A 21,464-nucleotide genomic window follows, 5' to 3' on the forward strand; every position below is an offset into this window, starting at 1 on the left:
ATATAAACGGCAAGAGGCGCGGCAGACTCTCCCCTCCCCCCTTGCGGGCGACAGGATCCCGCTCTTGGCTGGCAGCTGTCTACCATCACATTCGTAAAGAATTCGAAAATCTTGCCCGGACCAGGCAGAAAATGGTCGTGACGACCAGACGAAGGAAAAAGACAAATAATGGAACAAGAGAGAGACTGTGCGCTTAAATATCAGACCAATATAGCAGGCCTATAACAGACTTATTCGTCGCCATATAACGGCCCCATCGTCAGCCCACTTCCCGATATTGTGTCTGTGCCCGGACTCTGGCTTGCATCCGGTTATTCATCACCTTGATCACGGCAAAGCGCGGCAGCGTCTTGCTGTTGGTCAGCACCAGTTCGTCGGTCAGGTTCAGGCAAACGCTCGCCTGATCGCCGGCTTCGATGACCATGAATTCCCCCCGACCGTGGGGAGTATCCATCCACACCAGGGATCCCATCTCTGGAATAACATGAGCCTGCTGTTCATGAAAGAACCAGCTTTGCGGCATCAGGGGTTTATAAAAACGGCTGACGGCGATGGCATTGAGGACCAGCTGGACCTGGTGGGGCGTACTCCAGTCGAGTTCAGCAGCCTTGTCCATCAACTGGTAATAGAGGGCGGCATCATCCACACAAAAAGGCTGGGTGGTGAAAGAACAGGGAACAAGTTGTCGACCTTTATATTCGGTGGCAAATATCATGCGATCGGACAAATCCAGCATCAGGCGATCATCCTGAGCGTCATAATGCCACTGCCAATTGTCATTGGGTTGAATACACATGGTGGTGCCCTTATCTAAGCCGTCCCTCGACTTTATTCCATGTCGAGAATTTGAGCAACGTTAAATAAGGGCAACCGGTTATTTTTTAAATATGGGTAACGATCTCTTTGACCAGACTCGGCCCTTTATAAATAAAGCCGCTGTAAATCTGGACAAGACTGGCACCCGCTGCCAGTTTTTCCCGAGCCGCCATGGCGCTGTCGATACCACCCACACCGATAATGGGCAGGGCGCCGTCGAGGGCCTTGGCCAGGTGGCGAATCACCTCGGTGCTCTTGTGCTGGAGCGGACGACCGCTGAGCCCGCCAGCCTCTGCGGCATGGGGCATGTCATATATCATCTCCCGCTCCAGAGTGGTATTGGTGGCGATGACACCGTCAATACGGTTCTTGATCAAAGAGGCGGCTACCTGATCTATTTCATCGAGTGACAGATCCGGGGCAATTTTCACGGCCAGCGGCACATACTTTTTATATTTCTCGGCCAGCTCCTGTTGACGCTGTTTCAATGCGGCCAGCAGTTCATCCAGTGCATCGCCATATTGCAATTGACGCAGACCCGGGGTGTTTGGCGAGGAAATATTGACCGCAATATAACCGGCGTGGTCATACACCTTGTCCATGCAGAGAAGGTAATCATCCTTGCCCTGCTCGATGGGGGTGTCCTTGTTCTTGCCGATATTGATGCCGATCACTCCCTGATATTTGGCCTCTTTCACCTTAGCCACTAGGTGATCGACTCCCTTGTTGTTGAATCCCATGCGATTGATGATCCCCTCGGCCGGGATCACCCGGAAGAGACGAGGCTTGTCATTGCCGCTCTGGGGTCTGGGGGTCACGGTACCGACCTCGATGAAACCGAACCCCATGGCGCCGAAGGCATCGATGCACTCCCCGTCTTTATCCAGACCGGCGGCCAACCCCACCGGATTGGCAAAATTAAGCCCCATGACGGTGACGGGGCGTTTGGGCAGAGAATGGCGGAAGAAACAATCAAGCGGGGTACCGAGAAGGCGGGGCAAATATTTGATGGAGAGATCGTGAGCCTGCTCCGGATTGAGTTTGAACAGGAAATGCCTGGCGAGTGGGTACAGCATGCTTGCTCCTTAAAAAAAGCCCCGGCAACTGGCCGGGGCTTTTGGGGTTATGCCGAGGTTCGGCAATTCAACTGGAGCAGGTTCAACTCTCGCAAGGCCACCGAGAACTTGGCGAACTCGTGCGTGCTCGTGGTCTTGAAGTCGGCCAACATGTGGGTCCAACGGGACAAGAGTTGCTCATGCTCCGAAATCCAGTCGGCCAGTATGGTAGCGCATTCCCCCTGCTCTTTGCACCCTTCCAGTACCACGGAGGTGAGGCTGCGTTGCTGCCAGTCCAGATCTTCGCGGAAGGAGGCCCGCGCCATCGCCTGCCAGTGGTTGCCCACCGGCTGATGGTTGATCTGTTCGAGGAACCAGTGCAGATCCAGCTTTGCACCCAGGCGGTAGTAGACGTTGGCAACCCGCAGGATGTCGGTCTTGTGCTCCGCGGCAATCTGCGCCAGATCCAGGCAGGAGAAGAGGCTGCTCATGTGGGCCACGCGACGGGCGATGGCCTCCGGCACCTGTTTCTCCATCAGGGCGGCGACCGCCTGGCTGTGTTCGGCCACTTCGCTCTCGTCCATTACCTCATAAAGGTGCTGACTCAGGGTCTCGAAGGCCGGGCGGAAGAAGGCGATGTTCTCGCCGATGCTCCAGCTGCGGTTGCGGGCGCGCAGGAACCAGCGGGTGGCGCGGCGTACGATGCGGCGGCTGTAGAACATCAGCTCGAGCTGGGTCTGGGCATCCACCCCGTTGTCACACCCTTCGATGTCACGCCACAGGGCGCCGAGGCCGAACACTTCCCGGGCCATGGCGAAGCAGCAGACCACTTCCGCCACCGAGGCACCGGTCTCGTCCTTCATCCGGCTGGCGAAGTTGAGCCCCATGTCGTTGACCAGCATGTTGGCCACCCGGGTCGCGATGATCTCGCCTCGCAGCGGGTGCTGGGCCAGGGCAGCGCCAAATTGCTGCTGCAACTGGGTCGGGAAACTGGTGACCAGCATGTTGGCGAGGAAGGGCTCTTCGGTTACTTCCGGGCAGTTGAGCTGCTCTTTGAGAACCATCTTGCCGTAAGCCACCAGCACCGCCAGCTCGGGTCGGGTCAGCCCCTGCCCTGCCGCCATCCGCTCGGAGAGCTCCTCGTCGGAGGGGAGGAACTCGAGCGCCCGGTCCAGCTTGCCTTCCCGCTCCAGCCCCTGGATGAAGCGCTGCTGCTCTTTCAGCTGCTCAGCACCACGGAAGGCGGTCACCGAGATGGATTGTGACTGGCGATAGGCGTTGGTGATGACCACCTGGGCCACCGCATCCGTCATATCGTAGAGCATCTGGTTGCGCTGCTTGAGAGTCAGATCCCCGGCGGCCACCAGTTGGTTGAGCAGGATCTTGATGTTGACCTCGTTGTCGGAGCAATCCACCCCGCCCACGTTGTCGGTGAAGTCGGTGTTGATGCGACCACCCTGGCTCGCGTACTCCACCCGGCCAAGCTGGGTGAAGCCAAGATTGCCACCCTCGCCCACGATGCGGGCACGCAGGTCACGACCATTGACCCGCAGCACGTCGTTGCTGCGATCCCCGACGTCGGCGTCGCTCTCGCGGGCGCTCTTCACATAGGTGCCGATGCCGCCGTTCCAGAGCAGGTCGACGTTCAGGCAGAGCAGCGCCTTGATCAGCTCGTTCGGGGCCATGCCGCTCTTGTCGGTGCCGAGCAGGGTCTGCATTTCCGGGCTCAGCTTGATGGACTTGGCAGAGCGCAGGAAGATGCCGCCCCCCTTGGAGATGAGCTCACGGTTGTAGTCATCCCAGCTGGAGCCGGGCAGCTCGAACAGGCGCTTGCGCTCGACGAAGCTCCCGGCCGCATCCGGGGTCGGGTCGACGAAGATGTGCATGTGGTTGAAGGCGCCCACCAGCTGGATGTGCTCGGAGAGCAGCATGCCGTTGCCGAACACGTCGCCGGCCATGTCACCTATCCCCACGCAGGTGAAGTCGGTGGTCTGGCAGTTGATGCCAATCTCACGGAAGTGGCGCTTGACCGATTCCCAGGCGCCGCGGGCGGTGATGCCCATCTTCTTGTGGTCATAGCCGACCGAGCCGCCGGAGGCGAACGCATCGCCGAGCCAGTGGCCGTATTCGAGGCTGATTTCGTTGGCGATGTCGGAGAAGGTGGCGGTGCCCTTGTCGGCGGCCACTACCAGGTAGTAGTCATCCTCGTCGTGACGCACCACGGATTTTGGCGGGATCACCTCGCCGCCGATGATGTTGTCGGTCACGTCGAGCAGGCCGCGGATGAACAGACGGTAGCAGGCCTTGCCCTCCTCCTGAATGACGGCACGGGGGGCGCCTGCCGGCATCTGCTTGCAATAGAAGCCGCCCTTGGCGCCCACCGGCACGATAACGGTGTTCTTCACCTGTTGGGCTTTCACCAGGCCCAGCACTTCGGTGCGGAAGTCCTCCTTGCGATCGGACCAGCGCAGGCCGCCACGGGCCACCTTGCCCCAGCGCAGGTGTACCCCTTCCACTCGCGGGGAGTAGACGAAGATCTCGAACTTCGGCAGCGGCAGCGGCATGTCGGTGATGCTGGAGGGGGCCAGCTTGAAGGAGATGTAAGGCTTGATGTTGCCCGCCTTGTCCAGCTGGTAGTAGTTGGTGCGCAGGGTGGCGTCGATCATCTCCACATAACGGCGAATGATGCGATCGTCATCCAGGTTGGCGACCTGATCCAGCTTGGCCGCAAGCTCCTCGTGCAGCTTGGCCTGTACCTTGGCATCCTGCTTGATGGCCGGATCCAGGCGCTGTTCGAACAGAGTGAACAGCAGTTGGGCGATGTCCGGATAACGGGTCAGGGTCTCCTCGATGTAGGACTGGCTGAAGGAGACACCGGTCTGGCGCATGTATTTGGCATAGGCCCGCAGCACGGATACCTGACGACCGGTGAGGCCGGCCCCCAGCACCAGACGGTTGAAGCCGTCATCTTCCAGGGTCTTGTTCCAGATGGCGGCGAAGGCCTGCTGGAAGCGCTGCTGGCTCTGCTCCAGATCGAACGGCTGCTCACCGCGCAGCAGCATGGAGAAATCGAGGATCCAGAACACCTCGCCGGTGGGGGTCCGTACCTGATACGGGGTCTCGCCGATGACGCGCAGCCCCATGTTTTCCAGCATGGGCAGGACGTCGGAGAGGTGGATGGGTTCGCTTCGGTGGAACAGCTTGAGGCGTACCCGGCGATCGTTCTCCTCCTCCTGGGCGCGGTAGAACAGCATGCCAAGCGGCTCGGCCTCGCTCAATCCATCCAGGGCCATGATGTCCGCGACGGCAGAGCCCGGCAGCACATCTTCCTTGTAGGCACGGGGGAAGGCGGTGCTGAAACGGCGGCGCAGCTCGTTACCGCGGGCCTCGCCATAGTGGGAAAGCAGCACGGAATCCAGGCGGTCATCCCAGCTGCGGGCCGCTTCAATCAGGTTGTTCTGTACTTCGTTCACATCCACATCCACGTTGTTGTTGTTGACCCGCACTATGTAGTGGGTCCGTGCCAGCACGCCCTCGGTGAAGTAGACGTTGAACTCCACATCGATGCTGCTGCCAAAATATTTCTGCAAAATCTGCTGGGTCTTGACCCGCAGCGCCGTGTTGTAGCGCTCCTTGGTGACATAGACCATGCAGGAGAAGAAGCGGCCGTAGACGTCGCGGCGCACGAACAGGCGCAGCATGTCCCGCTCCTGCATCTCCAGCACCCCGAGACCGGTGGCCAGCAGCTCCTCTTCACGGGCCTGGATCAGCTCGTCGCGCGGGTAGGTTTCCAGCACGTTCAGCAACGCCTTGTAGGCATGGGAGCCCGACTCAAAGCCGGAGGCGGCCATGATGCGCTCGAGGCGGTGGCTGATGAGGGGGATCTGGGTCGCACTGGTGTTGTAGATGGAGGAGGCATAAAGGCCGATGAAGCGATCCTCTCCCACCACCTTGCCGTGCTCGTCGAAACGCTTGATGCCGATGTAGTCCACATAGGCCGGACGATGTACCCGGGACTTGCTGTTGGACTTGGTGAGGATCAGCAAGTTGGAACTGAGGGCCGCGTGACGGGCGCTGGCGGGCATGATGCCGAGGCGCTGGCCTTCGTCCTTGATGGAGTTCTTCATCAGCCCCAGGCTGGACTCGGGCTGCGGCAGGATCTCGTGATCCCCCTCCACCGCCTTGACGTCGTAGCGACGATAACCCATCAGGGTGAAGTTGTGGGCGGCCACCCATTTGAGGAAGGCGACGCAGGAGTCCACCTCGGCCTGGCTGACCGGGTTCTTGCGTTTGGGCAGCTCCTCGATGATCTCGTTCAGGCGCGCCAGCATGGGCTGCCAGTCTCCCACCGCCAGGGCCACTTCCCGCGCGACCGAGTTGAGCTCGGCAGTCAGGGCGTCCATCTCCTCTTCACCGGTCAGGTGATCGATTTCGATGAGAAAGGCGGTTTCCACCGAGGTCTGCTCTGCGGTATTGTCCAGATCCAGGATGGCGCCAATCTTGCCGCCTTCGCCGCGGATCAGGTGCAGCGGCTGGTGAAGCATCATGTGGGCGGTGATATTGAGACGCTTGAGCGCCATGCGGATGGAGTCCACCAGGAAGGGGGAATCCTGCAGGATGATCTCGACGATGGTATGAGGAGACTGCCATCCGTGGCGGGTCAGCTCGGGGTTGTAGACCCGGATATAGGGCTCGATGCCGGTACGGTGGTTGAGGGCATTCCACAGACTGAGGGCGGCGCCATAGAGATCGCTGTCATTGCGGTCATGCAGATCAGTGCTGGCCATGTTGCCGTAGAACTTGGCAACGAAACATTCGACCAGGGAGGCACTGTTTTTCGGCAATTTCTGGTGGATCAGACTGAGAACGTTTTCGAGCAGAACGGATGTAGGGGCGTCTTTCAATGCCATTGCTAGTTTCCTTATCGGACGACATCACAGACACGGCGACATCCACCCAGGATGCGCGCCGGTACAGAGTTGCAGCGAAGTGTAATGGCTTGGATCAAGGAAGGCGAGCAAAGGTGATAACGGGATGTTAAAAACAAGGGACAGATCACGGCTTGGGTTGTGATAAATTTTGCCAAGTTGGCAAAATTCAGAAAATCGCACTGGATGCCGCGCCATTTACCGGATAGATAGTGACTTAAAGCAGATATTTACCCGGATTGATGTTCAAGTTTTGTTAATTTATGCGTTCCAGGGAAATGAAGCGATGATCGTCCTGGGTTTTCAGTCGAAAGTAGCCGTGAACGCCGCTCTCCGACACAAAACGCCGGATTTTCTCCAACCCCAGCTCCAGGGTCAGACCCTGCTCGGTACGTACCACCAGGCGGTTCACCTGCCCCTGGTACATCAACATGATCTCGTCGCGGCCAAGGGAGAGCCGAAAAGTGTATTGCCTCATGTCACCTCCTGGTCATCCATGAAAAACGGGCAGGAGAGCCAGACTCCCCTGCCCGCCGTCGTGACGCTTATTGTGCCAGCGCCTTGCTCACCTTCTCGAACAGATCCCGCGCCAGCCCGTCCAGGTTGGCCAGGCGGGTCAGCTCGGCGCGAACCAGCGCCTTGCGCCCCTCATCGAGCCGCTTGAACTGGATAAGCGGGGTGATGAGGCGGGACGCCACCTGGGGATTGACCTCGTTGAGCTCGATCAAGAGATCGGTCAGGAAGCGATAGCCGCTGCCATCGGCGGCGTGGAACTGCACCTGGTTGTTCATGGCGAAGCTGCCGATGAGCGCCCGCAGCCGGTTCGGGTTGCGGATGCTGAAGGTCGGGTGCGCCATCGCCTGCTTCACGTCATCGAGCACATCCTTGGCCGGCTTGGCGCCCACCAGCCGCAGCCAGTTGTCCAGTACCAGGCCATCATGGGCCCACTTGCCTTCGAAGTCGGCCAAAAGCGCGGCGCGGCACGGCAGCAGATGGCTGTTGGCCACCTGGAGTGCAGCCAGGGTGTCGGTCATGTTGTCGGCGGCCCCGTACTGCTCGCGCACCAGGGTATCGGCCTTCGCGGCATCCAGCGCCGCCAGATAACCCAGCACCACGCCCTTGAGGGCCCGTTTGGCCATGTCGGCATGGACCACCTGATAAGCCGGCAGACGCAGGCTCTCGTAGCACGCCAGCAGGCGGTCGCCGAAGGCGTGGGCCAATGCGGTCTGGATCCCGTTGCGCACCTGGTGGATGGCGTCGATATCGGCCACCTCGAACAGCTCGGCCAGGGTCGCCTCTCCCGGCAGGGCCAGGATCTCTGCCTTGAGGGCGGGATCCAGTGCAGCCTCGTCCAGAATGGCGACAAAGGCCGCCAGCAGGGTGTGGGAGAGTTCAACCCCCTGCCCGTGCTGGACCCGGGCCACCCCGTCGATCACCGCCTTGTTGATCAGCATCTGGGCGGCGTCCCAGCGGGCAAACTCGTTGCGGGCATGACGCATCAGGAAGGCCAGGGCCTCGTCGCTGTAGTCATAGTGCAGCTTGACCGGGGCGGAGAAGTCTCGCAGCAGGGAGGGTATCGGTCTGACCGGCACTCGATCGAATTCGAACGTCTGCTGTGCTTCCAGCACGTCCAGCACATTGCCGATGGCCTTGCCCTGGTATTGCAGCGGGATGACGGCACCCTGTGCATCGTAGAGCTCGATGTCGAGGGGGATATGCAGCGGCAGCTTTTGTGGCTGATCCTGGGTCGGCGGCGTGTGCTGGCTCACGTGCAGACGATAGACACCGCTTTCGGCATCGTATTCGTCGGTCACGGTGAGCTCGGGGGTGCCGGACTGGCTGTACCAGCGGCGGAAGCGAGCGAGATCCACCCCGGAGGCATCCTCCATCGCCTGCACGAAGTCGTCGCAGGTGGCAGCAGAGCCGTCGTGACGCTCGAAGTAGAGTCGCATGCCCGCCTGGAAGGCGTCCTCCCCCAGCAGGGTGTGCATCATGCGGATCACTTCAGAGCCCTTCTCGTAGACGGTCAGGGTGTAGAAGTTGTTCATCTCGATCACCACATCCGGGCGGATGGGGTGGGCCATGGGGCCGGCATCTTCGGCAAACTGCGGACCGCGCACGGTGCGCACGTTGTTGATGCGGTTGACGCCGCGCGACCCCAGATCGGAGGAGAACTCCTGATCCCGGAACACCGTCAGTCCCTCTTTGAGGCTTAACTGGAACCAGTCGCGGCAGGTGACGCGGTTGCCGGTCCAGTTGTGGAAATATTCGTGGCCGATCACCCGCTCGATGCCGTGGTAGTCCGCATCGGTGGCAGTGGCCGGGTTGGCCAGCACGAACTTGGAGTTGAAGATGTTGAGCCCCTTGTTCTCCATGGCCCCCATGTTGAAGAAGTCCACCGCCACGATCATGTAGATGTCGAGGTCATACTCGAGGCCGAAACGCTGCTCGTCCCAGCGCATGGAGTTGATGAGGCTCTCCATGGCGAAACCGGCGCGGTCCAGGTTGCCCTTGTCCACGAAGATCTCGAGCGCCACCTGGCGGCCGCTTTTGGTAATGAAGTGGTTGCGTTCCACATCGAAGTCCCCCGCCACCAAGGCGAAGAGGTAGCTCGGTTTGGGGAAGGGATCCTGCCACTGCACGAAGTGGCGACCGTCGTCCAGATCGCCGCTCGCGACCTTGTTGCCGTTGGAGAGCAGATAGGGGTACTTGGCCTTGTCGGCGGTGATGCGGGTACTGTAACGGGCCAGGATGTCCGGCCTGTCCATGTAATAGGTGATACGACGAAAGCCCTCGGCCTCGCACTGGGTGCAATAGGCATCGCCGGATTTGTAGAGCCCCTCCAGCGCCGTGTTGGCGGCGGGATCGATGTCGGTGACCACGGTCAGCACGCACTCGGCCGGCAGGTTGAACAGGGTCAGGCTGCTCTCTCCCTGCTCGTATTGCTGATAGGGCACGCCATCCACAATGACGCTGACAAGGTCAAGCCCCTCGCCGTCCAGCACCAGGGGTTCGTTGTGATCGCCGCTGCGACGCAAACGGGAAATGGCGGTGACCCGGGTCAGGGGCTCTTGCAGCTGAAAATCGAGATCCAGGCTGTCACACCAATAGAGGGGAGCCTGGTAATCCTGGCGATATTTGGCCGTCATGGCCTGAGGTTGTTCAGTCATTATTGTGTGCTTCCACGCTTTGTTATTGACGTGTCAGAGGCTGTCACAAGGCTCGGACAGGGTCAAATAGTTTGCATTCAGGCAAAAGAAAGGGCGACCCGAGTCGCCCTTGTCATTTCGTTGCCAGCATCAGCTCTTCTTGCTGAGGGTGGCCAGATCCGCCGTGATGTTGGCCGCTTCCACCTGGTATTCGTCAGGTGCCTCGAAATCGGTCGGCAGTTCATCCAGGCTCTTCACCGTCGGCTTGCCAAGACGGGTCAGCCGCTCGTTGGCTCGCGCCAGCGCCTTCTCATCCTGTTTGGCCTGTTCAGCCAGCCGCTCGGCTTCGTTCAGGGAGACCGACTTCTTGTCCTTGTCCGCCTGATACTCCTTGATGTCCTGCAGCACATAGGCAAATTCCGGATCCTTGGTGATCCGCGCCTCGTGGGCCGATTTCAGCTTGGGCAGCAGGCTGGAGAAGTCCCCCAGTCGCTCGTAGCTGGCCGAGGCGATCTTGTCCCAGGGCAAGGCGTTGAACTCGCGGCTCTCCCCCGTCTCACCCGGCGCCACTGCGGTCGGGAAGGCGATATCGGGAGCAACCCCCTTGTTCTGGGTGCTGCCGCCATCGATACGGTAGAACTTGGCGATGGTGTACTGCACGTGACCCAGCGGCTGCTCGTAGAAGTCATAGACCTTGGCGAGGCTGCGATGCTGCTGCACCGTCCCCTTGCCGAACGAGTTTTCGCCGAGGATCAGCGCACGACCATAGTCCTGCATGGCGGCGGCAAAGATCTCGGAGGCCGAGGCGCTGTAGCGGTCGATCATCACCGACATGGGGCCACCGTAGTAGACATTGCCGTCGTCGTCTCCATTGACGGTGATGCGACCCATGTGATCACGGATCTGCACCACGGGGCCGCTGGCAAAGAAGAGACCGCTCAGGGCGGAGGCTTCCGTCAGGGCACCGCCACCGTTGCCGCGCAGATCGACGATGAGGCCGTCGATCTTCTGCTTGTTGAGGCTGGAGATCTCCTTGATCACGTCGTCGTGCAGGTTGACGTAGAAGCTCGGGATCTCGAGCACGCCGATCTTCTTGCCCTCGGCGGTGATCACCTTGGACTTGGCGGCTCTGTCTTCCAGACGCACCTTGTCACGCACCAGCTCCACCAGCTCGGTCTTGGCGGTCGCGCCCTTGCCGCGCTGGATCTCCAGCTTCACCTTGCTGCCCTTGGGCCCCTTGATGAGCTCGACCACGTCGTCAAGACGCCAGCCTATGACATCCACAATCTTGCCGTCGTCCTGCCCCACCCCGGTGATCTTGTCATCGGGTTTCAGGTGATTGGACTTGGCCGCCGGGCCGCCGGGCACCAGGGAGCGGATGACGGTGAAGTCATCTTCCGCCTGCAGCACGGCACCAATCCCCTCCAGCGAGAGGTTCATCTCGGTGTTGAACCGATCGGCGCTGCGCGGAGACAGATAGCTGGTGTGCGGTTCAATGGCGCGGGCGAAGGAGTTCATGAAGAGCTGGAACACGTCCTCGCTCTCGGTCTGGAACATCCGCTTGATGGCGTTGTTGTAACGCTTGCCAAGCAGCTCCTTGATCTCGGGCCACTCCTTGCCGCTGAGCTTGAGGCTCAGGGCATCGAACTTGACCCGCTGACGCCACAGCTCGTTGAGCTCGGCTTCATCCTTGGGCCAGGGAGCCCCTTCCCGATCGAAGACGTAATTGTCTTTCTGGGTAAAATCGAAGGGAGTGTCGAGCAGTTTGAGGGCGTATTCGAACCGCTCGTACCGCCGCTGCTGACTCAGGTTGAACATCTCGTAGGCCGGAGCCAGCCGCCCTCGCTCGAGGTCGGTGTCAAAACCGGTACGATATTTCTCAAAACGGCTGATGTCAGAGGCCAGAAACAGGTTGCGGCTGTAGTCCAGATTCTCCAGATACTTGTCAAAGATCACGGAGGAAAAGGCGTCGTCCAGCTTGAACTGTTTGTAGTGGGAGCGGGTAAACAGATTGGCAATTCGCTTGCTGGCCGTAGCATGTTGGCTCTCTTGAGCCAACACAGGCAAATCACTTTCCTTGAGCACCGGCTCGATGGCCTGTGCGAGCCCGGCAAGCGCCAGACTACAGGCAACGAGTGAAAAACGAATCACGCCATGCTTCAACATTCGTCTCCTTAGAGAACCAGATGCTCGAACTTGACCCGCAACATCATGCCGGTCTGCAATTGAACCTGTACGTCATCCTTGGTCACTTCCTTGATGGTCGCAGGCACAGGGGACTTGCCCAGCACGACGCGCACGCCCTGCTCGACTTTCAGGGTAGCGGCATCCACTTTCACCAGCGGCGCATCGGCGACCGGTGCAGCCTTGGGAGCAGGGGCGGACTTGGGCTTGTCGGAGCGGGGAGCGTCAGCCTTGCGCGGCGCGTTGCGACGCGGCTGCTTGGGCTTGTCTTCCTTCTCCTTGGTGTTGGTGCGGCGGCTGGCAAAGACACGTTCCTTGCTCTCTTTGAGCGCCTGTTTGGCATGCTCGATGTGCTCTTCGGTGAGCAGCTCGCCCGGGTTGCCGTCCAGATCGACACGGGCCTGGCCAGCCTTGAGGCCATGCAGGTAACGCCAGCTGGAGGTGTATTGACGCAGAGCAGAGCGCAGCATGGTCTTGGAGACTCTCTCGTCATCAGCAAGACGCGCGGCCAGATCCTGGAAGATGCCAATCTTGAGTGGCTTGGCCTCTCCTTCAGCGATGAAGCAGGCCGGGAATTTCTCGACCAGGTAGGCGACGATCTCTTTACTGTTCTTCAGCTTTTCAGTGTTTTCCATGTATAACCTTGGCTTTCATATAGACGCACGGGCATGCCCGAACACAACAAAGGCCCCATTATAGAGAGCTTGGGACCTTTTGCGAACCATCTAGCAATGACTTAGAGCATGCTTTCCAAAATTTGCACCGTTTCTTCGAGGCCAATCCGGTCCTGCTCGTCAAAGCGGTTAAAGATTGGACTGTCGATGTCCAGCACCCCGATGATCTCCCCGCCACGGCGCAGCGGGATCACGATTTCCGAGTTGCTGGCACCGTCACAGGCGATGTGACCCGCAAACTGGTGCACGTCGTCCACCAGCTGGGTCTTGCCCTCGGCCACCGCTGTGCCACAGACGCCGCGCCCGACCGGGATGCGCACACAGGCCGGCTTGCCCTGGAACGGGCCGAGCACCAAGGTCTCTCCTTGCAGCAGGTAGAAACCAACCCAGTTGATGTCAGCCAGTTCCTGATTGAGCAGGGCAGACAGGTTTGCCAGGGTGGCGATCATGTCGGGTTCGCCCTCTAGCAATGCCTGGGCCTGCTGGTTGAGCGTGCGATAAAATGCTTGTTTTTCAATCATGATTAAATGAACTTCACTCTTTGATAATCAATGCAAGGTACCGTCCTGCCTGAAAATTTCAAATCAATTTTCATTTATCCCCCCTCCTGGGGCCCGATGAGAGTCCGTTCAACGTGCCGCGCCCAACGTCAGTTGATGGCGCTGGCCATTGCTCCACTCGATGGTCAGGAGCCAGTCCATCGCCTCGGTCGTACAACTTCCCACCTGGGTCACCCCTCGCCACCCCGCTTGGCTGGGTTCAAACTGCACGGGGATGAGCCCCATGAACATCTCCTTGCCCTCGAGCCAGGCCTTGACCGGCGTGATGGCCGGCCCCCCCCCTTGAAGGCGCAGGACAAAGTCATGTTCAGGGCGGATCGGCAAGCCATCAATGCTGACCGTCAGCGGGCGATCCCCGACGATGAGGCGGCAGGGGCTGTGGGACAGATCACAAATCTGAACATTGGTGCCCTCTTCATGATCGCTTCCAGTGCCTGAAAACCAGGTTCGATAGGCCATCAGGGAGAGCAAAATGACCAGCACCATGGACAGGTGGACGATTTTGCGTGAAGTGAGTCTCTCTTTCATGAAAAAACAGCTCTGTAAGGTACTTTGTAAATGTAATTTTCGTGATCTGGCGCAAGGTAAAAACTGGCGGGCATGAGACCCGCTGGAGCCAAATATATCACTGTTTGTACTGTTATTTTACCGATCATTTCAGTATCATTCTCAATGGATTTTCATTTAACCACCTTTTGCTTTTCCTTTTATTAACAGATGTTAACGAGAGGATTTTGCAAAACCGGGGTGAAAATGGCCCAGGACACCGGGCAACACAAACAACAGCATCGGAAGCGGAATACAACGATGAGCCATACAACAAACCACCCTGAGTACAACTACACCGTTGTGCGCCAGTTCACCGTCATGACGATTGTTTGGGGTATCGTCGGCATGTCGGTGGGTGTATTGATTGCAGCCCAGCTGATCTGGCCTGCCCTCAACTTCGACACCCCCTGGCTGACGTACAGCCGTCTGCGTCCCCTGCATACCAATGCGGTCATCTTCGCATTTGGTTGCAGCGCCCTGATGGCCACCTCCTTCTACGTGGTGCAGCGCACCTGCCAGGTCCGACTGTTTGGTGGTCCCCTCGCCTCCTTCGTGTTCTGGGGCTGGCAAGCGATCATTCTGTCTGCAGCCATCTCGCTGCCGCTGGGGTACACCACCTCCAAAGAGTACGCCGAGCTGGAGTGGCCCATCGACATCGCCATCGCCGTGGTCTGGGTGAGCTATGCCATCGTCTTCTTCGGCACCCTGGTCAAGCGCACCACCTCCCACATCTATGTGGCGAACTGGTTCTTCGGTGCCTTCATCATCACGGTGGCCGTACTGCACATCGTCAACAACATGGAAGTGCCGCTCTCCGGCATGAAGTCCTACTCCATGTACTCCGGTGCCATGGATGCCATGGTGCAGTGGTGGTATGGCCACAACGCGGTGGGCTTCCTGCTGACAGCGGGCTTCCTTGGCATGATGTACTATTTCGTGCCCAAGCAGGCGGGTCGCCCCGTCTACTCCTACCGCCTCTCCATCGTGCACTTCTGGGCGCTGATCTCCCTCTATATCTGGGCCGGTCCGCACCACCTGCACTATACCGCCCTGCCTGACTGGGCCCAGTCGCTGGGCATGGTGATGTCCCTCATCCTGTTCGTGCCCTCCTGGGGCGGCATGATCAACGGCATCATGACCCTCTCGGGTGCCTGGCACAAGCTGCGTTATGACCCCATCCTGCGCTTCCTGATCGTCTCCCTGTCGTTCTACGGCATGTCGACCTTCGAAGGCCCCATGATGGCGATCAAGACCGTCAACGCCCTCTCCCACTACACCGACTGGACTATCGGTCACGTTCACTCCGGTGCCCTGGGCTGGGTTGCCATGGTGTCCATCGGTGCCGTCTACCACCTGATCCCGAACCTGTTCGGGCAGGGGCGCATGTACAGCATCAAGCTCATCAACGTCCACTTCTGGCTGGCCACCGTGGGCACCGTGCTCTATATCGTCGCCATGTGGATTTCCGGTGTGATGCAGGGTCTGATGTGGCGTGCGGTCAACGACGACGGCACCCTGACCTACAGCTTCGTGGAGGCGCTGCAAGCTTCCTATCCCTTCTACTTCGTGCGCTTCCTGGGTGGCTGCTTCTTCGTCACCGGCATGCTGCTGATGGCCTACAACGCCTATCGCACCGTCACTGCGCCCAAGGGTTCTCTGGAACCCGTCGCACAGCCAGCCTGATTTGAAGGGGTTTAAAGCATGAGCAACAACAACCGTCACGAGATTTTTGAAAAAAGCGTCCCCATGCTGGTGATTGGCATCATCTTCGCCATCAGCCTGGGGGGCCTGGTGGAAATCACCCCCCTGTTCTTCCAGAAGCAGACCAACGAGCCGGTGGAGGGCCTCAAGCCCTACACCGCCCTGCAGATGGAAGGACGCGACATCTACATCCGCGAAGGCTGCACCGTCTGCCACAGCCAGATGATCCGCCCGTTCCGCGCCGAGACCGAACGCTACGGCCACTACTCGGTTGCCGGCGAGAGCGTGTGGGAGCACCCCTTCCTATGGGGCTCCAAGCGTACCGGCCCGGATCTGGCCCGGGTCGGCGGCCGCTACTCCGATGACTGGCATCGCGCCCACCTCATCAACCCGCGCGACGTGGTGCCCGAGTCCAACATGCCGGCCTTCCCCTGGCTCGAGACCAATGTGCTGAGCGGCGAGCTGACCGGCAAGAAGCTGGCTCTGTTCCGGGATCACTTCGGCGTGCCCTATACCGATGCCGACATCGCCGGTGCCGGTGAGGCCGTCAAGGGCAAGACCGAGCTGGATGCGCTGATCGCCTATCTGCAATCACTGGGCCATGCCCTGAAATAAGGAGTCGGGATATGGATTACGGCACATTTCGCGGCCTGTACACCCTGCTGCTGATGGTCATCATGATTGGCATCATCGTCTGGGCCTACAGCAAGCGCCGCAAGGCTTCTTTCGACGAGGCCGCCAACCTGGTTTTTGCCGATGACGAGCAACCCAGTGCTGATAACAAGAACGCAGGAGCGAAGCAATAATGAGCACTCTGTTTAGCATTTTTGTGACCGTCATAAGCCTTGGCACCATTCTCGGCTGCTTCCTGCTGCTGGCCTGGTGCATGAAGGACAAGATGGGGGCCGAAGAGGGCAAACCCATGGGTCACACCTTCGACGGCATCGAGGAGATCAACAATCCCCTGCCGAAGTGGTGGTCCTATATGTTCCTCTTCTTCATCGTCACCGGGCTCATCTACCTGCTCGCCTTCCCGGGCCTTGGCAACTTCAAGGGTCTGCTGGGCTGGCAGAGCTCCAACCAGGATGTACGTTCCCTGGCCGAGTCCAAGGCAGCGGCGGCTTCCGCCAAGGCCGAAGGACGCGCGGTGGAATACGATCGGGAACTTGCCAAGGCCGACGAGATCTACGGCGCCAAGTTCCGCGAGCTGACCTATCAGGCTGACGGCAAGAGCTACAAGGAGATCACCGAGATCGCCAAGGATCCGGAAGCCCTGAAGGTGGGTCAGCGCCTGTTCCTGCAAAACTGTTCCCAGTGTCATGGCTCCGATGCCCGCGGTGGCCGCGGTTTCCCGAACCTGACCGACAGCGAATGGCAGTGGGGCGGCGCACCCGACCAGATCAAGACCACCATCATGGGCGGTCGTCAGGGGATCATGGCCGCTTGGGGCGAGATCCTGGGTCAGGACGGGGTGAAGGAGGTGGCCTCCTATGTGCTGAGCCTCTCCGGTCGCAAGGTTGATCTGGTGGAAGCCAAGAAAGGGGAAGCACGCTTTGCCATGTGCGCCGCCTGCCACGGCCCGGATGCCAAGGGCGGCATCGCCTTCGGCGCCCCCGACTTGACCAACAACATCTGGCTCTATGGCGGCTCCCGTCAGGTGGTCGAACAGACCATCACCCACGGTCGTCACGGCGTGATGCCGGCCTGGAAGGACATTCTGGGGGAAGACAAGGTACATCTGCTCGCCTCCTACGTTTACAGCTTGTCCCACAACGATCGGCAAAATCAGCAGTAACATGTGATAAGCACGTGATTAATCAGCAAAAAGCCTCGACTCTTCGAGGCTTTTTGTTATCTTGTGTTGGCTGAATTACCGCCATTTCGTTAACCATTTGTTTCGGTAGCATCATGACCCAACCCTGGTATCGCCAATTCTGGCCCTGGTTCATCATCGCCCTCCCCTGCGCCGCCGTGGTAGGCAGCATCGCCACCGCCATCATTGCCAGCAAGGATGGGGTCAACCTGGTAGCGGAGGACTACTACAAGCAGGGCAAGGAGATTAATCAGGATCTCAGCAAGTTCGATCGCGCCGAGGCGCTCGGCATCCGTATCGCCCTCAATGTCAGCGACAAGGAGCTGACGTTAAATCCACTGTCCGGGGATTTCCCCCTCGGGCAGGCACTGCACCTCTCCCTGTTTCATCCCACGTTGGCGGGCCTGGACAGCGAACATCTGCTGACGGCCGATGGCAAGGGAGTCTATCGCCTGATGCTGGACAAGCCCCTCACCGGCAAGTGGCACGTGCGGGTCGATGCCTTCAACCATGAATGGCGCCTCCAGGAGACGGCACAACTGCCGACTCAGGCAGCGATTGAGCTCGATCCCAAGGGACGTTGAATCACGAAGGCAGGGTGATCGGCACGCCGGTCAGCCGCCCTTCTCCCCGACCCGGCCTGCTGGGCTGCATCAAAGAGGGATGATCACCATGACCGGCTGTTTTCACTGTGGTGAACCGGTTCCCACTGGCAGTAACTTTACTCTCGAGATCAAAGGCATCGTTCAGCCGATGTGTTGCCCTGGCTGTCAGGCCGTGGCACAGACCATTCTCGAATGCGGCCTCGCCAGTTATTACGAACACCGCACCGCTCCCGGCATCAAGGGGGAACTGGTGCCCGAAGAGCTCGCCGCCCTCACCCACTACGATCTGGCGGAGGTGCAGCAGGAGTTCGTCACCGACACCGGTACGGGTCGCGAAACTACGCGCGAGATCCAACTGACGGTGGAAGGTTTGACCTGCGCCGCCTGTGCCTGGCTCATCGAGCGGCACCTGATGACCCTGCGCGGTCTGCGTTACATCAACGTCAATACCACCACCCATCGCGCCCGCATCAAGTGGGATCCGGCCCAGCTCTCTTTGAGCGACATTCTCAAGGGCTTTGCCAGGGTCGGCTATCGCGCCTATCCCTTCCAGACTCATCAGCAGGAAGCGCTCTACGCCAAAGAGGTGCGCAGCTACATGTTCCGCATGGCGCTGGCCGGCCTTGGCTCCATGCAGGTGATGATGTGCGCCGTAGCACTCTACATGGACCTCTTCATCAGCGTGGAAGAGGAGTTCATGATCTACTTCAAGTGGATAAGCCTTCTGCTCTCCACCCCCATCATGATCTACTCGGCCCAGCCTTTTTACGTGGGGGCATGGCGCAGCCTGAAGCAGGGGCACCTCTCCATGGATGTTTCGGTGTCGCTGGCACTGATCGGCGCCTTCGTCGCCTCCATCTGGGCCACGGTCTTCAACACGGGTGAGGTCTATTACGACTCCATCACCATGTTCGTCTTTTTCCTGCTGTTGGGCCGTCTGCTGGAACTGCGAGCGAGGCGCAAGGCGTCGGAGTCGAGCTCCAACCTGGCGCGCCTGGTACCCATCATGGCAACCCGCATCGATGATGACGGCGAACACGAGGTGGCCGCCAAGACGCTGCGAGTCGGAGACAGGGTGCGGGTACTCGCGGGGGCCACCCTGCCGGCAGACGGCATCGTCACCCTGGGCCAGGCCAGCCTCAACGAATCCATGCTGACTGGCGAACAGTTGCCTCTGCTCAAACAGGCCGGAGATCCCGTCTATGCAGGCACCATCAACACCGATGCCCCCCTGGAGATCCGGGTCAGCCATTCCATTGAAGAGTCGCGCCTGGCCCAGATCATGCGCCTGCAGGATCATGCTCTGGACGACAAGCCCGCCATCGCCCAGCTGGCGGACGTGCTGTCGCGCCACTTTATCCTGGTGCTCCTGATCATTGCGGCCGGGGTCTGGACCTTCTGGCATTTTCATGAGCCCGAGCGGGCCTTCTGGGTCACCCTGGCGGTGCTGGTGGCGACCTGCCCCTGCGCCCTCTCGCTGGCCACCCCGACCGCACTGACCTCGGCCACTGCCAACCTGACCCGCAGCGGCATCCTACTGCGCCGCGGCCACGTGCTGGACATTCTGACCCGGGCCAACCGCATCGTGATGGACAAGACGGGGACCCTGACCACGGGCAACATCAGCCTGGTGAGCACCCAGCCCCTCGGCGAGCTCGACGCAGCCCGCTGCCTCGCCCTCGCCCAGGCCCTGGAGACCTATTCCGAGCACCCCATCGCCCGTGCGTTTCGAAGCAAACCACTGGCGGACGGGGTGCCGCTCGCCGCCAGCGACGTCACCCCCGTCATCGGCCACGGCGTGCAGGGAGTAATTGAGGGCAAGCATTACCGCATCGGCAGTGCACGCTGGCTCGAACTGGCGCAAGAAGAGAATGCCGCTCAAGGGCTGACCATCTATCTGGCCGATGAACACGGACTGCTGGCCCGTTTCATCCTGGCCGACACGCTGCGCCCCGATGCCGGTGCACTGATCCAGGCCTTCAAGGAGGCAGGCCTGCAAACCACCATTCTCACCGGCGACGGTTCGGACCAGGCGGACATGCTGGCCCGCGAGCTGGGGGTCGATGAGCTGGTAAAAGGGGTCACCCCGGACGGCAAGCTGGCCTATCTCAAGGCCCGGGAAGCGGCCGGGGATATCAGCATCATGGTGGGAGATGGCATCAACGACGCCCCTGTGCTGGCCGGCGCCCACGCGTCCTTTGCCATGGCGGGGGGCACGGATCTGGCCAAGAACAGTGCCGACGCCATCCTGCTGGCCGACGATCTCTCCCGTCTGCTGGCCGCCCGGGCCCTGGCCCTGCGCACTCGCAAGATCATCAAGGAGAACTTTGCCTGGTCCATCGGCTACAACCTGCTTGTGCTGCCGCTGGCTGCAAGTGGCTGGCTCCCCCCTTATCTGGCGGCTGCTGGCATGTCCCTGAGCTCCCTCATCGTGGTCACCAACTCCATGCGGCTCAACCGGTGAGCAGCCATCTGGCATCCTCCCGGGTGGCGGCACCTCTTGCCTCGCCGGGTTATCATCCCCCTTTCACCACAGGGTCCGCGCCATGAACATTATCTTCGTCCTCATCCCCATCGCCATCCTGTTCGTTGTCATTGCCGGCGCCGTCTTCTTCTGGGCCATCCGCTCCGAGCAGTTCGAGGATCTCGACAGGCAGGGCTCCAACATCCTGTTTGACGAGGAGCAGCGCCCCTTGCCCCCCTCTGAACAACAAGCAGAACAGGAAAACAGGCCCCATGACCAGCAGCCTTGACCTCATGGGCGCCCTGCTGGTCGGGCTTGCCGGTGCCGGCCACTGTATCGGCATGTGTGGCGGCGTGTCCGCAGCGCTCTCCATGGCCATACCTGCCGAGAAGCAGCATTTTTGGGGCAGGCTCGGTTATCTGCTCAACTACAACCTGGGGCGCATCCTGAGCTATGTGCTGGCGGGCGCGCTGGTGGGCGGCTTGCTCGCCACCACCACGGAGATAGGCGTTGGCAAACACGCCCTGGCAGGGCTTCGCCTCATCGCCGCCCTGCTGATGATAGCGCTCGGCCTCTACTTGGCTGGCTGGTGGCATGGCGTCTTGCTGCTCGAGCGCATCGGTGCGAAGTTCTGGCCTCTCATCAAGCCGCTGGCAGGCAGGTTTCTCCCGTTTACATCAGCCAGGCAGGCCCTCCCCTTTGGCATGATATGGGGCTGGCTCCCTTGCGGCCTCGTCTACTCCATGCTGACCTGGAGCGCTGCCGCAGGCTCCGCGAGTGGCGGGGCACTCATCATGCTCTTTTTCGGCCTCGGCACCCTGCCGACCCTGTTTGCGCTAGGGGGGCTGGCAGACCGATTGCGCTACTGGCTCACCCTGCGCAGCCTGCGCCTTGGGGGCGCCTTGCTGCTTATTGCCTACGGGATCCACACCCTCTGGATCGGGATGGCGTCCTTTTGAAACCCTA

General features: G+C 60.2%; 17 protein-coding genes. 8 read left to right on the top strand and 9 right to left on the bottom strand.

Annotation, left to right across the window (positions count from 1 at the left end; translation table 11 throughout):
• Nucleotides 1-259: 259 nt before the first annotated feature.
• The 9 genes from AB5Y54_RS07885 to AB5Y54_RS07925 form a co-directional block, all read right to left on the bottom strand.
• A complete protein-coding gene (locus AB5Y54_RS07885; RefSeq protein ID WP_041211431.1) occupies nt 260-796 on the bottom strand; it encodes a cell division protein ZapC in 537 nt (178 codons plus the stop codon).
• A gap of 85 nt (nt 797-881) precedes the next feature.
• Nucleotides 882-1,892: a quinone-dependent dihydroorotate dehydrogenase gene (gene pyrD, locus AB5Y54_RS07890; protein WP_039040791.1), complete on the bottom strand. Its 1,011-nt coding sequence runs from the start codon at nt 1,890-1,892 to the stop codon at nt 882-884.
• 47 nt (nt 1,893-1,939) lie between these two features.
• Nucleotides 1,940-6,781, bottom strand: a complete 4,842-nt coding sequence (locus AB5Y54_RS07895) for an NAD-glutamate dehydrogenase (RefSeq protein WP_104452946.1) — start codon at nt 6,779-6,781, stop codon at nt 1,940-1,942.
• Between the two features lie 274 nt (nt 6,782-7,055).
• Nucleotides 7,056-7,277 carry a DUF2835 family protein gene (locus AB5Y54_RS07900; RefSeq protein WP_010674767.1) on the bottom strand — a complete coding sequence of 74 codons (222 nt, stop codon included), beginning with the start codon at nt 7,275-7,277 and terminating at the stop codon, nt 7,056-7,058.
• Between the two features lie 67 nt (nt 7,278-7,344).
• Nucleotides 7,345-9,969, bottom strand: a complete 2,625-nt coding sequence (pepN, locus tag AB5Y54_RS07905; RefSeq protein ID WP_244812885.1) for an aminopeptidase N — start codon at nt 9,967-9,969, stop codon at nt 7,345-7,347.
• A gap of 129 nt (nt 9,970-10,098) precedes the next feature.
• On the bottom strand, nt 10,099-12,114 hold the full coding sequence (gene prc / locus AB5Y54_RS07910; RefSeq protein ID WP_323899869.1) for a carboxy terminal-processing peptidase: 2,016 nt from the start codon (nt 12,112-12,114) through the stop codon (nt 10,099-10,101).
• An 8-nt stretch (nt 12,115-12,122) separates the two neighbouring features.
• The gene (gene proQ / locus AB5Y54_RS07915) at nt 12,123-12,767 is read right to left on the bottom strand and encodes an RNA chaperone ProQ (RefSeq protein WP_010674770.1); all 645 of its coding nucleotides are present in this window, start codon (nt 12,765-12,767) and stop codon (nt 12,123-12,125) included.
• 101 nt (nt 12,768-12,868) lie between these two features.
• Nucleotides 12,869-13,327, bottom strand: a complete 459-nt coding sequence (locus tag AB5Y54_RS07920) for a GAF domain-containing protein (RefSeq protein WP_010674771.1) — start codon at nt 13,325-13,327, stop codon at nt 12,869-12,871.
• Nucleotides 13,328-13,435: 108 nt separating this feature from the next.
• The gene (locus tag AB5Y54_RS07925) at nt 13,436-13,894 is read right to left on the bottom strand and encodes a hypothetical protein (protein ID WP_182958613.1); all 459 of its coding nucleotides are present in this window, start codon (nt 13,892-13,894) and stop codon (nt 13,436-13,438) included.
• 279 nt (nt 13,895-14,173) lie between these two features.
• Here AB5Y54_RS07925 and ccoN point away from each other — a divergent pair, with 279 nt between their 5' ends.
• The 8 genes from ccoN (at nt 14,174) to AB5Y54_RS07965 (ending at nt 21,457) form a co-directional block, all read left to right on the top strand.
• Nucleotides 14,174-15,598 carry a cytochrome-c oxidase, cbb3-type subunit I gene (gene ccoN, locus AB5Y54_RS07930; RefSeq protein WP_010674773.1) on the top strand — a complete coding sequence of 475 codons (1,425 nt, stop codon included), beginning with the start codon at nt 14,174-14,176 and terminating at the stop codon, nt 15,596-15,598.
• An 18-nt stretch (nt 15,599-15,616) separates the two neighbouring features.
• Nucleotides 15,617-16,231 (top strand): cytochrome-c oxidase, cbb3-type subunit II, encoded by a 615-nt coding sequence (gene ccoO, locus AB5Y54_RS07935; protein ID WP_010674774.1) that lies wholly within the window; start codon nt 15,617-15,619, stop codon nt 16,229-16,231.
• Nucleotides 16,232-16,242: 11 nt separating this feature from the next.
• A complete protein-coding gene (locus AB5Y54_RS07940; RefSeq protein ID WP_010674775.1) occupies nt 16,243-16,422 on the top strand; it encodes a CcoQ/FixQ family Cbb3-type cytochrome c oxidase assembly chaperone in 180 nt (59 codons plus the stop codon).
• Entirely contained in the window at nt 16,422-17,411 is a 990-nt protein-coding gene (gene ccoP, locus AB5Y54_RS07945; protein ID WP_010674776.1) for a cytochrome-c oxidase, cbb3-type subunit III, read from the top strand. Before AB5Y54_RS07940 ends, ccoP begins: the two co-directional genes overlap by 1 nt.
• Nucleotides 17,412-17,524: 113 nt before the next feature.
• Nucleotides 17,525-18,013, top strand: coding sequence for a FixH family protein (locus AB5Y54_RS07950; RefSeq protein WP_010674777.1), 489 nt, complete (start codon nt 17,525-17,527; stop codon nt 18,011-18,013).
• An 88-nt stretch (nt 18,014-18,101) separates the two neighbouring features.
• Nucleotides 18,102-20,498: a heavy metal translocating P-type ATPase gene (locus AB5Y54_RS07955; protein ID WP_029314548.1), complete on the top strand. Its 2,397-nt coding sequence runs from the start codon at nt 18,102-18,104 to the stop codon at nt 20,496-20,498.
• Nucleotides 20,499-20,580: 82 nt separating this feature from the next.
• Entirely contained in the window at nt 20,581-20,787 is a 207-nt protein-coding gene (gene ccoS / locus AB5Y54_RS07960; protein WP_041211434.1) for a cbb3-type cytochrome oxidase assembly protein CcoS, read from the top strand.
• A complete protein-coding gene (locus tag AB5Y54_RS07965; protein ID WP_368153439.1) occupies nt 20,771-21,457 on the top strand; it encodes a sulfite exporter TauE/SafE family protein in 687 nt (228 codons plus the stop codon). Before ccoS ends, AB5Y54_RS07965 begins: the two co-directional genes overlap by 17 nt.
• Nucleotides 21,458-21,464 lie beyond the last annotated feature (7 nt).

The sequence above is a fragment of the Aeromonas sp. s9 genome (genome assembly GCF_040907765.1).
GTDB lineage: Bacteria > Pseudomonadota > Gammaproteobacteria > Enterobacterales > Aeromonadaceae > Aeromonas > Aeromonas caviae.

What these genes read in the sequence shown, in the direction of transcription:
- ccoS (WP_041211434.1), top strand. Translation starts at nt 20,581, where the DNA reads ATGAACATTATCTTCGTCCTCATCCCCATCGCCATCCTGTTCGTTGTC.
- AB5Y54_RS07900 (WP_010674767.1), bottom strand. Translation starts at nt 7,277, where the DNA reads ATGAGGCAATACACTTTTCGGCTCTCCCTTGGCCGCGACGAGATCATG.
- ccoO (WP_010674774.1), top strand. Translation starts at nt 15,617, where the DNA reads ATGAGCAACAACAACCGTCACGAGATTTTTGAAAAAAGCGTCCCCATG.
- AB5Y54_RS07965 (WP_368153439.1), top strand. Translation starts at nt 20,771, where the DNA reads ATGACCAGCAGCCTTGACCTCATGGGCGCCCTGCTGGTCGGGCTTGCC.
- ccoP (WP_010674776.1), top strand. Translation starts at nt 16,422, where the DNA reads ATGAGCACTCTGTTTAGCATTTTTGTGACCGTCATAAGCCTTGGCACC.
- AB5Y54_RS07925 (WP_182958613.1), bottom strand. Translation starts at nt 13,894, where the DNA reads ATGAAAGAGAGACTCACTTCACGCAAAATCGTCCACCTGTCCATGGTG.
- AB5Y54_RS07895 (WP_104452946.1), bottom strand. Translation starts at nt 6,781, where the DNA reads ATGGCATTGAAAGACGCCCCTACATCCGTTCTGCTCGAAAACGTTCTC.
- AB5Y54_RS07920 (WP_010674771.1), bottom strand. Translation starts at nt 13,327, where the DNA reads ATGATTGAAAAACAAGCATTTTATCGCACGCTCAACCAGCAGGCCCAG.
- proQ (WP_010674770.1), bottom strand. Translation starts at nt 12,767, where the DNA reads ATGGAAAACACTGAAAAGCTGAAGAACAGTAAAGAGATCGTCGCCTAC.
- AB5Y54_RS07885 (WP_041211431.1), bottom strand. Translation starts at nt 796, where the DNA reads ATGTGTATTCAACCCAATGACAATTGGCAGTGGCATTATGACGCTCAG.
- AB5Y54_RS07940 (WP_010674775.1), top strand. Translation starts at nt 16,243, where the DNA reads ATGGATTACGGCACATTTCGCGGCCTGTACACCCTGCTGCTGATGGTC.
- ccoN (WP_010674773.1), top strand. Translation starts at nt 14,174, where the DNA reads ATGAGCCATACAACAAACCACCCTGAGTACAACTACACCGTTGTGCGC.
- AB5Y54_RS07950 (WP_010674777.1), top strand. Translation starts at nt 17,525, where the DNA reads ATGACCCAACCCTGGTATCGCCAATTCTGGCCCTGGTTCATCATCGCC.
- AB5Y54_RS07955 (WP_029314548.1), top strand. Translation starts at nt 18,102, where the DNA reads ATGACCGGCTGTTTTCACTGTGGTGAACCGGTTCCCACTGGCAGTAAC.
- pepN (WP_244812885.1), bottom strand. Translation starts at nt 9,969, where the DNA reads ATGACTGAACAACCTCAGGCCATGACGGCCAAATATCGCCAGGATTAC.
- prc (WP_323899869.1), bottom strand. Translation starts at nt 12,114, where the DNA reads ATGTTGAAGCATGGCGTGATTCGTTTTTCACTCGTTGCCTGTAGTCTG.
- pyrD (WP_039040791.1), bottom strand. Translation starts at nt 1,892, where the DNA reads ATGCTGTACCCACTCGCCAGGCATTTCCTGTTCAAACTCAATCCGGAG.